Origin of the sequence: Anaerococcus ihuae (genome assembly GCF_928368155.1) — a bacterium.
GTDB classification, from domain to species: Bacteria; Bacillota; Clostridia; order Tissierellales; family Peptoniphilaceae; genus Anaerococcus; species Anaerococcus ihuae.
Genome location: NZ_CAKMRU010000001.1, coordinates 185,555 through 200,732, shown reverse-complemented (window position 1 = coordinate 200,732; position 15,178 = coordinate 185,555). Strand labels below are relative to the sequence as shown.

The 15,178-nt window shown below is 30.1% G+C and carries 14 protein-coding genes and 1 tRNA gene; 2 read left to right on the top strand and 13 right to left on the bottom strand.

Translation table 11 applies throughout. The features are described from left to right. Positions 1-24: 24 nt before the first annotated feature. The 8 genes from L6653_RS00920 to L6653_RS00885 form a co-directional block, all read right to left on the bottom strand. Positions 25-1,296, bottom strand: a complete 1,272-nt coding sequence (locus L6653_RS00920; protein WP_236784995.1) for a dicarboxylate/amino acid:cation symporter — start codon at positions 1,294-1,296, stop codon at positions 25-27. Then, positions 1,286-2,137 (bottom strand): SDR family oxidoreductase, encoded by an 852-nt coding sequence (locus tag L6653_RS00915; protein ID WP_236784993.1) that lies wholly within the window; start codon positions 2,135-2,137, stop codon positions 1,286-1,288. Before L6653_RS00915 ends, L6653_RS00920 begins: the two co-directional genes overlap by 11 nt. Positions 2,138-2,306: 169 nt before the next feature. Next, positions 2,307-3,551, bottom strand: coding sequence for a phosphoribosylamine--glycine ligase (purD, locus tag L6653_RS00910; protein WP_236784991.1), 1,245 nt, complete (start codon positions 3,549-3,551; stop codon positions 2,307-2,309). Beyond that, a complete protein-coding gene (gene purN / locus L6653_RS00905; protein ID WP_236784989.1) occupies positions 3,551-4,177 on the bottom strand; it encodes a phosphoribosylglycinamide formyltransferase in 627 nt (208 codons plus the stop codon). The genes purD and purN overlap by 1 nt, the downstream gene beginning before the upstream one ends. After that, positions 4,149-5,174 (bottom strand): phosphoribosylformylglycinamidine cyclo-ligase, encoded by a 1,026-nt coding sequence (gene purM / locus L6653_RS00900; protein WP_236784987.1) that lies wholly within the window; start codon positions 5,172-5,174, stop codon positions 4,149-4,151. The genes purN and purM overlap by 29 nt, the downstream gene beginning before the upstream one ends. Position 5,175: 1 nt before the next feature. Beyond that, the gene (locus tag L6653_RS00895; protein ID WP_236784985.1) at positions 5,176-6,459 is read right to left on the bottom strand and encodes an amidophosphoribosyltransferase; all 1,284 of its coding nucleotides are present in this window, start codon (positions 6,457-6,459) and stop codon (positions 5,176-5,178) included. Then, the gene (purE, locus tag L6653_RS00890; protein WP_236784983.1) at positions 6,456-6,938 is read right to left on the bottom strand and encodes a 5-(carboxyamino)imidazole ribonucleotide mutase; all 483 of its coding nucleotides are present in this window, start codon (positions 6,936-6,938) and stop codon (positions 6,456-6,458) included. The genes L6653_RS00895 and purE overlap by 4 nt, the downstream gene beginning before the upstream one ends. A gap of 12 nt (positions 6,939-6,950) precedes the next feature. Beyond that, positions 6,951-7,631 carry a phosphoribosylaminoimidazolesuccinocarboxamide synthase gene (locus tag L6653_RS00885; RefSeq protein WP_236784981.1) on the bottom strand — a complete coding sequence of 227 codons (681 nt, stop codon included), beginning with the start codon at positions 7,629-7,631 and terminating at the stop codon, positions 6,951-6,953. A gap of 316 nt (positions 7,632-7,947) precedes the next feature. Between L6653_RS00885 and L6653_RS00880 the strand changes: the two genes are divergently transcribed. Together L6653_RS00880 and L6653_RS00875 are read left to right on the top strand one after the other, a co-directional pair. Continuing rightward, positions 7,948-8,541, top strand: coding sequence for a DUF4230 domain-containing protein (locus tag L6653_RS00880; RefSeq protein ID WP_236784979.1), 594 nt, complete (start codon positions 7,948-7,950; stop codon positions 8,539-8,541). Positions 8,542-8,592: 51 nt separating this feature from the next. Further along, on the top strand, positions 8,593-9,102 hold the full coding sequence (locus tag L6653_RS00875) for a nucleoside 2-deoxyribosyltransferase (RefSeq protein WP_236784977.1): 510 nt from the start codon (positions 8,593-8,595) through the stop codon (positions 9,100-9,102). Between the two features lie 48 nt (positions 9,103-9,150). On the opposite strand, the gene L6653_RS00870 is transcribed toward L6653_RS00875, so the two are convergent. The 5 genes from L6653_RS00870 to L6653_RS00850 all read right to left on the bottom strand — a co-directional run bounded on the left by L6653_RS00870 (position 9,151) and on the right by L6653_RS00850 (position 15,087). Continuing rightward, positions 9,151-9,224 (bottom strand) — tRNA-Arg (locus L6653_RS00870). After that, on the bottom strand, positions 9,215-9,913 hold the full coding sequence (locus tag L6653_RS00865; RefSeq protein ID WP_236784976.1) for a metallophosphoesterase: 699 nt from the start codon (positions 9,911-9,913) through the stop codon (positions 9,215-9,217). The genes L6653_RS00870 and L6653_RS00865 overlap by 10 nt, the downstream gene beginning before the upstream one ends. A gap of 85 nt (positions 9,914-9,998) precedes the next feature. Continuing rightward, complete coding sequence (nadE, locus tag L6653_RS00860; RefSeq protein ID WP_236784975.1) at positions 9,999-11,810, bottom strand: NAD(+) synthase; 1,812 nt, start codon at positions 11,808-11,810, stop codon at positions 9,999-10,001. A gap of 91 nt (positions 11,811-11,901) precedes the next feature. Continuing rightward, positions 11,902-13,143, bottom strand: a complete 1,242-nt coding sequence (locus L6653_RS00855; RefSeq protein WP_058990753.1) for an FprA family A-type flavoprotein — start codon at positions 13,141-13,143, stop codon at positions 11,902-11,904. Between the two features lie 12 nt (positions 13,144-13,155). Continuing rightward, a complete protein-coding gene (locus tag L6653_RS00850) occupies positions 13,156-15,087 on the bottom strand; it encodes an acyl-CoA dehydrogenase family protein (protein ID WP_236784974.1) in 1,932 nt (643 codons plus the stop codon). Positions 15,088-15,178: the final 91 nt, after the last annotated feature.

Sequence of the window (15,178 nt, the reverse complement as noted above, 5' to 3'; positions counted from 1 at the left end):
TATATTTTTCATCTTTTTTTAATTCTATGTTCTTCTATTAAATTTTTCTTTATTAAATAATCCTACAGAATTTGCAACAATAATTGTTCCTGATGCATCTCCTGTTGTATTTATTGCAGTTCTTGCCATATCTAAAATTCTATCAATTCCCATAATCATAGCAATTCCTTCTACAGGAAGGCCTACTGATGATAAAACCATAGATAAGGTTACAAGACCAACTGAAGGAATTCCGGCTGTTCCCACTGATGCAATTGTTGCTGTCAAAATTACAGTCATATAATCATTTAAAGTTAAATCTATTCCATAAGCATTTGAAATAAATACCACGGCAACTCCTTGCATTATTGCTGTTCCATCCATATTTATTGTCGCTCCCAAAGGAATTGTAAATGAGGAAATTTTCTTATCAACTCCAATTTCTTCAAGAGTTTGAATATTTAAAGGAACTGTCGCATTTGATGATGCAGTTGAAAATGCGAAAGTCATTACTGGGAAATATTTTTTCAAAAAAGCAAATGGATTTACTCTTACAAATATAGTCAACAATAACATATATACTATTAGAAGTTGACAAGCAAGACCCAAGATTACAGAAAGCATATAAGAAAGCATGGACAAAATTACATCGTATCCAAGATTTGAAAATGTTCTTGCAATCAAGAAAAATACTCCTATTGGTGCAAGTTTCATTACAGCCATGGTCATACTCATCATTAATTCATTCATTTCTGTAATTATATTTCCTAAAGTTTCTAGCCTATCTTCCATGGATGCAATTAAAAGTCCAACTATAACTGCAAAAATAATTATTTGTAGCATATCTCCTTTTGCCAAAGCCTCGATTGGGTTTGTTGGAATCATATTTAATAAGGTATCTTTCATGGAAGTTTTTTCTCCAGTTTCCATATTAAATTCATTTGATCCCAATTTCATATTCATTCCCTTACCTGGTCCTATGATTGATGCCAAAGATAGGGCAATAATTATGGCAAGAGCTGTTGTCAAAAGATAAAATAAAACTATTCTTACCCCGACTTTACCAAGTGTTTTTGTATCCCCCATATTTCTACAACCATCTGCAATGGAGAAAAATACCAAAGGAACAACTAACATTTGCATGGCCCTTATAAACATTTGTCCTAATAAATAGAAAACTCCATCAATGATTATTTCTTCTTTAATGTGACTTTGTGGAACAAAATAGTGCATTACAATTCCAAGAACCATACCTAAAATAAGGGCTATAAAAATTTTTGACGTTAATCCAATTTTTCTTTGAGATTTACTTTTCATATCCATACTCCCTTCTCAGGTATTCCTCAAGGGCATCTTCCCATGTTGAAAATGTATTAATATTTAAAAGATTTAGAAAATAGTTATCTATTCCTCTAAAGGCTGGTTCAAAATCAATCCTATCAGAATCTCTTTTCTCTTCAATTTTTGCATCAATTTTTGTTATATCCAAAATTTTTTGGGCAAAAGCTCTAAATGAACAAGTTCCCTCACAAGATGCATGATAGGTTCCATAAGCATTTGTATCCATAATTGAAATTAAAAATTTTGATAGCTCATAAGCTGATGTTGGTGAACCATATCTTGATTTTGGAACTGTAACAAGTCCTTTTTTCGCTTCTTCTATTATAGATTCAACCAAATTATTTTCTTTTGAATAAAGTCTTGAAACTCTTACTATAAAATATCTATTTGCAAAATCTTTTACAAATTCTTCTCCCATAAATTTACTTTTCCCATAAACTGTATTAGGTTTTACCTTGTCAATTTCTTTGTAAGGATGGATTGTTTGTCCATCAAATACATCTGCAGTTGATAATTGAATTAATTTTGCCCTAACCCTGTTTGATGCAATAGCTATATTTTTTGCACCGAGTGCATTTAATAAATAAGCCTTATCAGGATCATCTTCACACTTTAACCTATTTGTCATTGCAGAGCAATTTATAATTATTTTTGGTCTGTTTCTATCTACAAATAAATTCACTTCTTCTTGATTTGTAATATCAACTTCGTCTTTATCGGTTGCAATTATTTCAGCCTCTAAAGGATCTAGATATCTAAAAATTGTAGATCCAAGCCTTCCATGAGCACCCGTAATCCAAATTGTATTAATTCTCATAAATCTTCCTTTCTATATAAAAAAATAAACTATATGTTCAATTATAGCACATTGCAAATTATTTTTCATCAATATTCGCACAATGCTTTGATTTTTACATAAATTTTAAATAAAAAAATAATGTGAAATCCTAATTTCTATTAGAAATTTAGACTTCACATCAAACTCGCTAATTTAATCCAATATCTTTTCTATAATATATATTTTCATATTTTATTTTTTCACAATCAGAATAACAAATTTTTCTCGCCTCATCCAAAGTTTTTCCCTTTGCATTTATTGTAAGAACCCTACCTCCATTTGTAAGAACTTTTCCATCAGATTTTTTTGTACCATTATGAAAAATCACAGAGTTTTTGACTTGGTCAAGTCCATCTATTTCCTTTTCTTTTTCATATTTTAAAGGATAGCCATCTGAAACTAAAATTACAGAAAGTGAAAAGTCATCAGACCATTTTATATCTTCATTTTTTAAAGTCTTATCCAAAGTTTTTTCAATTATTTCAACAAGATCTGATTTTAATCTTGGCATTAGAGTTTCTGTTTCTGGATCTCCAAATCTTACATTAAATTCTAAAACTTTTGGCAAATCTTTATCAATCATAAAACCAATAAATAAAATTCCATCATAAGTAAGTTTTGAATCTTTGAATCCATCTTCAATTTGTTTTAAGATTTTTTCTATATTTTCATCCGTTTTTTTTGAAAATTTGTTTGGTGAATAGGTTCCTACTCCACCTGTATTTGGTCCCTTATTTCCATCATAAATTTGCTTGTGGTCCTTGCAAGTTTCTAGAGGAAATAATTTATTATTTGAAACCAAACACAAGAGTGAGGCTTCTTCTCCCTTTAAAAATTCTTCAATAACTACAGTTTTTCCCTCATCTCCAAAAATTTTTTTTATAAATATATCATCCAATGTTTCAAGAGCTTTTTTCTCATTTTCACAAATTATAACACCTTTTCCAAGACAAAGCCCATCAGCCTTTATTACCAAAGGATAGGAAAAATCTTTTAATGAATTTTTCGCTTGGTCAAAATTGTCAAAAGATTTATATTTTGCTGTTGGAATATTATATTTTTCAAGGAAATTTTTAGTAAATTTTTTTGATTTTTCAAACCTTGCACATTCTTTATTTGGTCCAAAAATTTTAAGATTATTTTTTTCAAATTCATCTACAATTCCCATACACAAAGGATCTTCTGGGCCTACAATGGTAAGGTCTATTTTTTCTTTTTTTGAAAATTCTACAAGAGATTTTATATCTATTGGGTCAATGTCGATGTTTGTACAAAAAGATTCTGTTCCTGCATTTCCCTTTGCCATAAAAATTTTATCAACCTTTTTTGACTGAGAAACCTTCCATGCCAAAGCGTGCTCTCTGCCGCCATTTCCTATAATTAAAACTTTCATCAAAAACTCCTATTTTTTACGAAAACTTTCTTATTTTTTATGTACAATAAATCATCACAAAAATCTTTTACTGATTTTGTCAAAATTTCATGCTCTTTTTCTAAAACATTTGAAGAAATATCATCAACTGTATCATCTTGGTCGATTTTTACAATTTCTTGATAAATTATTGGGCCTTGGTCTGGATCTTTTGTTACAAAATGAGTCGTCGCTCCAGTAAATTTGACCCCTTTTTCAAAAACTTTCTCGTGAACTTTTCTACCATAAAATCCCATCCCACAAAATGAAGGAATGAGAGATGGGTGGATATTAATAATTTTACCTTCAAATTCATTGATAATTTCTTCAGGTAAAATTTTAAGATAACCTGCAAGAACTATCAAATCTATTTTCTCTTTCTTTAAAATTTCAAGTAAAAAGTCATTGTCCTTGCATACTAAAGTTTTAATCGATTCTTTTTTCGCTCTTTCTAGACCATAGGCCTTTTCTTTATTTGAAATAACTATAGAAATACTTCCATTTATTTCATTATTTTTACAAGAATCAATTATGGCTTGAAGGTTTGTTCCTGAGCCTGAAATTAAAACTGCAATTTTTTTAGAATTTGAGCTCGATTTTTTCATCATTTTCTACTATTTCTCCAAGGTCTAAAAGTTCATCTTCATCAATTATTTCTTTAACTAAATCTATATATTTTTTATCGACTGCAAAAACAAGTCCTACTCCCATATTAAAGGTTTCATACATATCTTTTTTATCAAGCTCTCCCCATTTTTCTAAAAGAGTAAATATTTTTGGTATTTGAACATTTCTTACATCAATTTTTGCACAAAGTCCCTCGGGAATCATTCTTGGAATATTTTCATAAAATCCACCACCAGTAATATGGCTTAGGCCATTTATTTCGATTTTTTCAAGAAGGGCTAAAATTTCTTTTACATAAATTCTAGTTGGTTTTAATAATTCTTCTCCAAGACTTGTATCAAGTCCCTCAATTTTTTCTTCTAAGGATAATTTTTCTTTTTCCAAAACAATTTTTCTTACAAGAGAATATCCGTTTGAATGGATTCCTGAAGATTTTAAGCCAAAAATATGGTCGCCTTTTTTGATTTTTTCCCCTGTAATTATTTTTTCCTTATCAACTATTCCTACACAAAAACCTGCAAGGTCATAGTCATTTTCCTTATAAAGACCCGGCATTTCAGCAGTTTCTCCTCCAATTAATGAAGAATTTGCTTCTAGACATCCATCAGCGACTCCTTTTACAATTTTTTCCATTTTTTCTGGAACAAGTTTGCCACAAGCAATATAGTCTAGAAAAAATAAGGGTCTTGCTCCTTGGCATAAAATATCATTTACACACATTGCCACACAATCAATTCCTATTGTATCGTGCTTATCCATCATTTGTGCAATCATAACCTTGGTTCCTACTCCATCTGTTCCGGAAACCAAAACTGGATTTTTAACATTTAAATTTTCTAGGCTAAATAGTCCAGAAAATCCACCAAGTTTACTTAAAACGTTTTTTGATTGAGTTTTTTCTACCAAATTTTTGATAAGTTCAACTTCTTTTTGCCCACTTTCTACATCAACACCGGCATCTTTATAATTTATTGGCATTTTACTTCCTTTCTAAAGGGTTATATCCATCAAAACAATTTTCATAATATGTTTTGTTTCCACAAGCTTGTCTTAATCCTTCTAGGGAAATAAATCCCAAAGAATCAGCTCCAATCATATCTTTTACTTCTGCAACACTTCTGTTATTGCTTATTAGATGATCTTTATCTGGAACATCGAAGGTAAATTCTTCCTCTTTTATTACTTGAGGAGATGCAATTCTAATATGAACTTCTTTCGCGCCAGATTCTCTTAATATTTCAATAACTCTTTTTATAGTATTTCCTCTTACAATCGAATCATCTACAAGAACAACTTTTTTGCCTTCAATAAGATGTCTAATTGGATTTAATTTTATTTTTATTCCTTTTTTTCTCATTGAATCTGTTGGTAGGATAAAAGTTCTATTTATATACCTATTTCTTACAATTGCTCTTTCATATTTTATATTTGAAGCTCTGGAAAATCCAACAGCAGAAATCAAACCACTATCAGGACTTCCTACAACTATATCAGCATCTACAGGATGTTCCTTGTAAAGAATTTCTCCCATTTTAATCCTTGCATCATAAACGCTAACTCCATTTATTGAAGAATCAGGTCTTGCTGTATAAACAAATTCAAATATACAAGGAGAATTGGAAATTTCTTTTGCAAAATAAGATTCTTCTCCATTATCATCAACTATATAAATCTCTCCAGGTTTTAATTCATGAGAAAGTTCCCCATCAATTGATTCAATAGCGCAGGACTCACTAGCCACAATAAATGAATCATCCTTTTTTCCTACACAAAGATTTTTAATTCCATAAGAATCTCTTATTGCAATCATCCTATTTTCGCTAACAAGCAAAATAGAATAGGCTCCCTTTAAATTATTTACAAAATCTATAATTTCATCAATATTATCAGAATTTAATTTATTTACAATTTCTTCTGGGCTTGTATTATCTAAAAATTTTCCATCAATTGCAATTAAATTTTTACAATTAGAATTTTTTGGATAAAATAACCAAGGCATAGGCAAAAGTGTTTTATCATCTTCTTCAAACCTATATTTCACATGACCAAGACCAACATTTCCTGCAAGAGTTGAAATATTATCAAAGCTAATATTATTGGCAATTTCTCCCTCGCCTCTTATCTCTGATAATTTTTCATGACTAAGAAGAGAAATTCCCATAGCTTCCTGACCCCTATGTTGGATAGCATAGAGGCCAGCATAAAGGTCTGGAAAAATATTTTTATATTTCTTTTTTGAAAATATTCCTACAATTCCACTCATTTATTTGCCTTATATTCGTATTCAGAATTATCTATAGTTTCTTTCATCTTTTTTCTCATATCCTTTAATTTTTCTCTTAAAGAATCATATTTTACAGCTAAAATTTCTGCAGCCAAAATTGCTGCATTTTCTCCGCCACCTATTGCAACAGTTGCAACAGGAACACCGCTTGGCATTTCAACTGTAGATAAAAGAGCTTCTAGTCCACCAAGATGAGTTGATTTTGCAGGAATTCCTATAACAGGTCTTGTTGTTAAAGCTGCAATAACTCCAGATAAGTGGGCAGCTTTTCCAGCAATTCCAATGTAAACTTCACTTTCATCTTCGCTTTTTTCTACATATTCCTCTAAACTTTTTAAAGCTCTGTGAGCAGAAATAACCTTAACTTCATAATCAATTCCAAACTCAATTAATTTTGAAACAACCTTATCAGCGATTGGGCTATCAGATAAAGAACCCATAATTATAGAAACTTTCATAAAAACTCCTTATTAAAGTCCTAAATATTTTGACAATTCCATTGGTTCAATATAAGTTCCATCTTTGTAAGCTCTCATATTTCCACCAGAAACCTCATCAATCAAAACAACTTCTCCAGTTGAAGCAAGTCTTCCCCATTCAAATTTTATATCATATAAATCAAGACCGTACTCAGCTAAAATATCTTTTACAAGTTTTGCAACTTTTTTATTCTCCTTGATTATTTCTTTATATTCATCGTGAGATAAAATATTTAATTCAACTAAAGCATCTTCTGTAATAAGTGGATCTTCACGATCATCATCTTTTAAAGTAATTTCAGAATAAGCATCAAGATCTTGACCTTCTGTTGCATAAAGTCCATATCTTCTCATGAATGAACCTACAGCCTTAAATCTAGTAATAACTTCTAAACCTTTTCCAAAAACTGTACATTTTTCAATTTCCATTAGGTTTTTATCAAGATCAGCTCCGAGATAATGTGTTTTTACACCAGCTTCATTTATTTTTTCAAAGAAAAATTTAGAAACTTTTAAGCATTCTTGACCAGCACCTTCTTTTTCACCAGCCACTTGATTTCCACCAGTATCAAAAACTCCGTCAGTTCCTGTCATTGTGTCCTTAAATAGACAATAGTATTTTCCATTTTCTTCAACTAAATTCTTTGTCTTACCTTCGTAGATTGTATTCATTTTTTTCTCCTTAAAAATAAAAATTTTGACAAAAAATAAGCCCAGAAGGACAGGCTACGAAACCTATCCTCCTGGGCTTTTGTCCCTCTGGTGTAATACTTTAAAATATCCGTACCGCTCGGTCTTGAATAAACAGATCCCTAGGTACACTTTCGCCCATTTCTATGAGCCATATTCTTCGTTCAAGTTCATAATACCAAGGTAATTTTTAATTGTCAAGAAAGTTTTTTGATAAAATTTTATTTCTTTAATTTATGCCTTGTAATTTATAAAACTTATAATAAGATAATATTAGTTATAAAAGAAAGGAGCTTTAATGTTTAAAAAGAAAAGCCTAATCAAAAATGTTCTAATAATAATTCTTTTAGCAATAAGCATATTATTAGGACTAAATTATTATAAAACAAAAAATGAAAGCAAAATCGACAATAAATTAATCCAAAATAGGATAGAAGGTGTAAAAGAACTTACAAGTTTAAAATATTCCTATACAAATATGGGACAATTTGAAAATTCAAATAAATTTTATGGCTACGACATTCCCTTTACCCAAAAGAAATTTATAGTTTCCTACGATGGAGTTATTTCATGTGGAGTCGATCTTGATAAAATGGATGTAAAAATAAGTGGAAAAAATATAAACATAAAACTACCAAAATCAAAAATTTTATCCCACGAAATTTATGAAGATTCCCTAAAAATTTTCGATCAAAAAACTTCAATTTTTAACCCAATAAAGGTAGAAGACTATAATGAATTTGCAAAAAAACAAAAAAAATCAGTAGAAAAAAAAGCTATCGAAAGAGGAATTTTAATAGAAGCTGATAAAAAATGCAAAAAAGCAGTGAAAGATATAGTAAACATAGACAATAATCTTGAAGATTATACTATCAATGTAGAATTTAAATAAGGGCAAGCCCCTTATTTTTTTGTGTTATAATAAAATAAAAAAGGTGGTAATATGAAAATTTATTTAGGTTGCGATTTATTTACAGAAGGACAAAGATGGCAAGCAGAAGAAATTCAAAAAGCCCTTGAAAAAGAATTTTCTGACATAGAAATTTATAATCCCGCAAAAAATTTACAAATAAACGACAAATCAGCAGGTTTTACAACAAATTACGATATACTTTTGGCAGATTACGATAGATTAAAAAATTCAGATATATTAGTAGGCTTGATGGACACACAAGATTTAGGCCTTGCAGCAGAAATGGGAATAGCTTTCGAAAAAGGCCTTGCAATTTTTCAACTCTATACAGACATAAGACTAGAAGGAAACGACAAAGAAGACAAATTCCCTCCAATGAAAAAAGATATATTCCAAAATGATTTTATGTATATAAATAAACTTGTAACAGGACTTTCTTACGTTGATAAAAACGGAAATAAATTTAAAAAACCAAGAATTTACAAGAAAAAAGAAGACTTGATAGAAGATTTGATTTTGTATATAAAAGAAAATAAATAAAAAAATAGGCTGTTGCAAATAAAATATACAAATTTGCAACAGCCTTTTTGGCACGCCAAAGAGGGATCGAACCCCTATCTTAAGCTTCGGACACTTTTGTTTTACCATTAAACTATTGGCGCTTGATTGTAATGTTTGAAAATTGTATCCTATTTAAAAATCTTAAATCCATTAGGGTGTTTCCCAGTCCTGAATCTATATATATTTGTGAATTTTTATATTTAAATAATCCTTTATCAAATTTTGGAAAATATCCCTCTCCTGGTGCTAATAAGGCTCCTATAAAAGGAAATCTTACCTGGCCTCCATGTGTATGACCTGAAAAAATTATATCCATGGTATCATCTAGATTATCTCTTACATTTTTTGAATAATGACTTAAAATTATATTTAAATTTGCATCATTTGTTTTGTAATTTTCAAATGAATAATTATAAAAAGATAGCCCATAAATGTAAATTTTATTATCTTTAATTTCTATAAATTCTCCATCATTTTTTAAATATTTTATTCTCAAACTTTCAATTTTTTTAATAAAATCATCAAGCATTGGGCCTGCTTCTTCATGATTTCCTGTTATATAAAATGTCTTTATTTTTAATTTTGAAAGCTTTTCTAGAAAATCTATTGCCCTATTAAACTTTTTTTCTACCCCATAATCGTTGATATCTCCAGTCAAAATTATAAAATCCGGATTAAATTCTAAAATTTTTTTCTTAAAATATTCCATATTTTTTAATATATTTGAATGAAAATCACTAATTTGGGTTATTCTTATATCATTTTTTATTTTTTTGCTATAAATATTCACTTTTACTTCCTTTGCCCACTTACATTGATAAAAAATGTATGAGAAAAGAAGTAAAAGAAGAATCAATATTATAGGAATTACTATTTTAATCATCTAATTTTTCTATTCTTTCTATAAAAATTTCTGAAGACATATCTGATGGCAACAAATAGCCTCTTCTTGGTGAGAAAGATTTTTTTGAAAGAGCCGGCCCATCTACTGAAACCGATCTTTTAAATTGACTTGATAATAGTCTTTTATAGAATGATTTAAGCCATTTTTTTATAGTTTTACTATCATAATCATCCTTAAATGCAGCTTTAGCTTTTTCGTAAATTTCTTCAACTGAAGAATTTTCCAAAAATTCATAGGTAAAAAAGTCAATTAATTCATAAGGTCCTATTATATCTTCAGTTTTTTGGCTAATTATTTCTTCATTTTCATTTTTAAGCTCTGGTGAAATTGGAGTTTTTAAAATATCGTCCAAAACTTCTTTTAATTTTTGATTTTCTGTATTTTCTACAAGATAGGAAACAATATATCTTAATTCAGTTTTGGTCAATGATGCATTAACTGCGTATGAAGACATATGATCTCCGTTATAAGTTGCAAAGCCTTGGGAAATTTCTGATTTATCTCCAGTTCCTATCACTATAGCATTTTCCATATTTCCTATATCAAATAAAATTTGAGTTCTTTCTCTAGCCTGAGCATTTTCATAAGCTATATCTTGAGTTTTTCCGTCATGACCTATATCTTTTAAATGAACATTTACTGCATCTTTTATAACAATTTCATTTAATTTAAGGCCAAAAGCTTCTGCCAGTTTAAAGGCATTTGATTTTGTTCTCTTACTTGTTCCAAAGGCTGGCATGGTATATAAAAGAATATTATCTTTTGGAAAATCCATTTTTTTAAAGGCATCCACTATAAATAAAAGCGCCATAGTCGAATCAAGCCCTCCGCTTAGACCTAATATAACTTTTTTACAAGATATGGCATCCATTCTTTGAATTAAAGCTCTTGTAACTATATCAAAGGTATCTTCCACATAAAGTTTTTTATCTTTTAAAATATATGGATATTTATCAACATTTATTAAAGCTGATTCATTTTTAAAATTATAGCTTTCAGCTGAATCTTCTTTACTTATTTCAATTGGAAAAATAAAATCTACAGCCTTATCTCTAGCACATTGTTTTATTTGACCATTTTGACTAATAATATTTAAGCCCTCATAAACAAAATCTGTTGAGCTTTCTCCAAGTCCTGTGCTTGAAAATAGGTAAATTGTATCTTGTGATAGGAATTTTATCTTATCTTCAATAGCTTTTTTTGAACCAATATATCTTGTTTTTGCTGATGGATTTAAAATTATATCTATATTATTTTTTGTTTTTGATATTTGAGAATCAGAAATAATCTTATCCTCATTTTCCCCAACACTTAGGGCAATTTTTACCCCATCAATTTCTATAAAAGACTTATTATAAAGATAGACAAATTCATCTTTAATATTAATAAATTCATCTTGAGGAAGATCAAATACATATTTTTCATGATCTTTGAAATTATCCTTAAAAAATCCTCCTAATATATCTCCATCCTTTATTAGGAATACCATATCTATTATTTTTCTTCCTTCTCTAATTGGAAGACCAAGTGAAAATAAGGTATCAATATCTCTAGAGAATTTTTTTAAATCAAATAGTGCATCAAGCGATGAATTTAATATATCATCATTTTTATATCCATGGTAAAGACTTGCTCCGGTAAGAGAAAGTTCTGGAAAAAGTAAAATATTTACTGAATCATCATTGGCTTTTTTTACTATTTCTTTTATTTTTTCCTTATTATAAGATACATCCCCAACTTTTATCTTAAAATTTTCTGCTCTTAATTTTAAATTTTTTTTCATAACAACCTCTAAATTTTTCGCTTATAGATATTATTATATAAGATTTACAAAAAAACTGCCACAGTTTCCTGTGGCAGAATTGAATTTATTTTTATTTCTTTTGGTCTTTAGCTTTTTGAACTTCTTCTCTTCTTTTCTTCATTGATTCGAAAATTCCATCAACTAAAGCATCCATATCTGGTTCTTTTGCAGATTTTAATGATGAAACTATATTAACTTGTTCTGGAAGAACATCGATTAATTTCATTTCTTCATCCAAGAATTTTTCCATTTTATCTGCTGCTGTTGGAGCCCAAGATCCGTTATCCATCAATGAAATTGCTCTGTTTTGTACATTTAAAGCTGCCATATCATGGATAAAGTCTTTCATTTTTGGATATATTCCAAGGTTGTATGTTACTGATGCAAGAACTATATTTGAATATTTGAATGCGTCTGCAATTAAGTATGATACATCTGTACTTGAAACATCTCTTAGGGAAATATTTGTCATTCCTCTTTCAGCAAGTTTTGAAGCTAGTGCTTGAGCTGCATATTCTGTATTTCCATACATTGATGCGTAAGCAATTAATACACCTTCTTCTTCTGGTTGATAGCTTGACCATTTATCATATTTATCTAAAATATAGCCAAAATCTTTTCTCCAAACTAGTCCGTGAAGTGGACAGATATATTTAATATCAAGTCCAGCTGCTTTTTTAAGAACTGCTTGAACGAAAGTACCGTATTTACCAACTATATTTGTATAATATCTTCTTCCTTCATCTAACCAATCTCTGTCCCAATTTACTTCATCAGCAAAAAGTCTACCATCATTAGATTTAAATGATCCAAAAGCATCTGCTGAGAATAAAACTTTGTCAGTTAAATCGTATGTCATTAAAACTTCTGGCCAGTGAACCATTGGAGCTTCTACGAATGTATATTCGTGTTTACCAAAAGAGATTGAATCTCCTTCTTTAACTTCTATATATCTATCATCAACGTGGTAACCGAATTGTCTCATGAATAAAATTGCTTTTTCACTTGCTATAATTTTTACGTTTGGATAGTAGTGTAGCATTAATTCAATTGCTGAACAGTGGTCTGGTTCCATGTGTTGGATAATCATATAATCAAGGTCACGATCTCCAAGAACTCTAGATACATTTAAAATATATTCTCTTGTAATTGACCAGTCTACTGAGTCTATTAAAACTGTTTTTTCATCCATTAAAAGGTATGAGTTATATGAAACTCCATCTATAGGAAAAATATTTTCAAATAGAGCAAGTCTTCTGTCATCTCCACCTACATAATATAAGTCGTCTGTAACTTTTCTAACTGTATACATATATTCCTCCTACTACTTTCTGTCTTCTGGTACATCCATTTTAATGAATTGATCTTTAGCTTCTCCTGAAACTGGTGAAACCCAAGAATCTGGTAGTTTGTCAAATGGTGTTCCTGGTTCAATTCCATTTTCTGGATCTCCTTCTTCAGGATTGTATTCATATCCAGAACCTAAATCTACATAGATTGGATTTGTAGGAGCCATTTTTCTTGGTTTAGATCTTTTTATTTTCTTCATTGGTGGTGCTGGTTTCTTTTCTTCACCATTATCTAATTCTTTAATTAGTAGTGGAAGAACTTCCATAGCATCTCCAACTATACCATAATCACAGTTGTTGAAAATTGGAGCGTTTTTAGAATTATTAATTGCAACTATTGTTGAAGCATTTTTGATTCCTTTTAAGTGTTGTCCTGCTCCAGATACACCTACACCAATGTATAAGTTTCCTTTAAATGTTTGTCCACTCATACCAACGTATCTATTAATATCAACATATTTCAAAGTTTCTGCAACTGGTCTTGATGATGAAATAGCTGCACCTGCTTGGTAAGCTAAATCTTCAATTAATTTCATATTAGCTTTTTCACCAATACCACGACCTGCTACAACTATTCTTTCAGCGTCAGGAATTGGAGTATAAGGATCGATTCCTACAGTAAAGTCATATCCGTCCTTTTTAAGTGCTGCCACAAGGTTTTTAACTGCTTCTTTAGGATCTCCCTCATAGATTTCTCCTTTTCTGACTCCTGCGATGGGTCCAGATTTTTTGTTTGATCCTACAGCTTTAACCTTTGGTGCTCTACCTACTGTATGAGCTCCAACAACTACTCTCATTATTTCATTTGTACCTTCGTAGATTTGTGTGATTTTAGAATCTCTGTAGAATCTTTCAACATCGATTCCTTTAATAAATCCAGATCCACCGTACATTTGTAATGCTTCGTTAGTAATCTTTGATGCAAGATCTGATGCAAATTGTTTTGCCATAGCTGCATCTGCAGAATATCTTTCGTGATTTTCTTTTAATTCAGCTGCTGAATAAATCATAAGTCTTGCAGCTTTCAAATATGTTGCCATATCAGCAAGTTTAAATGTATTAGCTTGAAGGTGAGCAATTGGCATACCAAATTGTTCTCTTTCTTTAGCATATGATAAAGCTGATTCATAAGCACCTTGGCCAATACCTAAAGCTTGTGAAGCTATACCAATTCTACCACCATCAAGAGTTGCCATAGCAATCTTAAATCCTTGTCCTTCTTTTCCAAGAAGATTTTCTTTTGGAACTTTTACATTATCAAAATGTAATTCAGCAGTACATGATGATCTAATACCTAATTTGTCATAATGATCAGAGCATGTAAATCCTTCCATGCCTTTTTCAACTATAAATGCTGAAATACCATGAGTTCCAATTCCTGGAGTTGTTACTGCAAATACAACATATGTATCTGCTTTTGGAGCGTTAGTAATAAATATTTTTTTACCATTTAAAATATATCTTTCGCCGTCTAAGTCTAGTTCAGCTGTAGTTTCTGTTCCACCAGCGTCACTTCCTGCGTTTTCTTCTGTCAATCCAAATGCACCGATTTTTTCACCTTTTGCTAAAGGAACAAGATATTTTTTCTTTTGTTCTTCAGTACCAAAAGCAAAAATTGGCCATGAACCTAAAGATGTATGTGCAGAACAAATTACTCCAACACCACCATCTACTCTCGATAATTCTTCAACTGTGATTGCATAGCTCATTACGTCTAAGCCTTGACCACCGTATTTCTTAGGATAAGGAATTCCTAAAAATCCTAATTCTCCCATTTCCTTTACAATTTCGTCAGGAAATTCGTTGTTTTGGTCAAGCTCAAAAGCAATTGGTTTTACTTTTTCTTCAGCAAATTCTCTGACTTTTTTACGTAAAGCTTCATGCTCATCTGTTGTTTTAAAAAGCATATATTCCTCCTAAAAAATATAATATCCATTTTTGTTTTACAATATAATTCTATACTGAAAATGTTTTTTTGTCAACTCAATTTATTTTTAT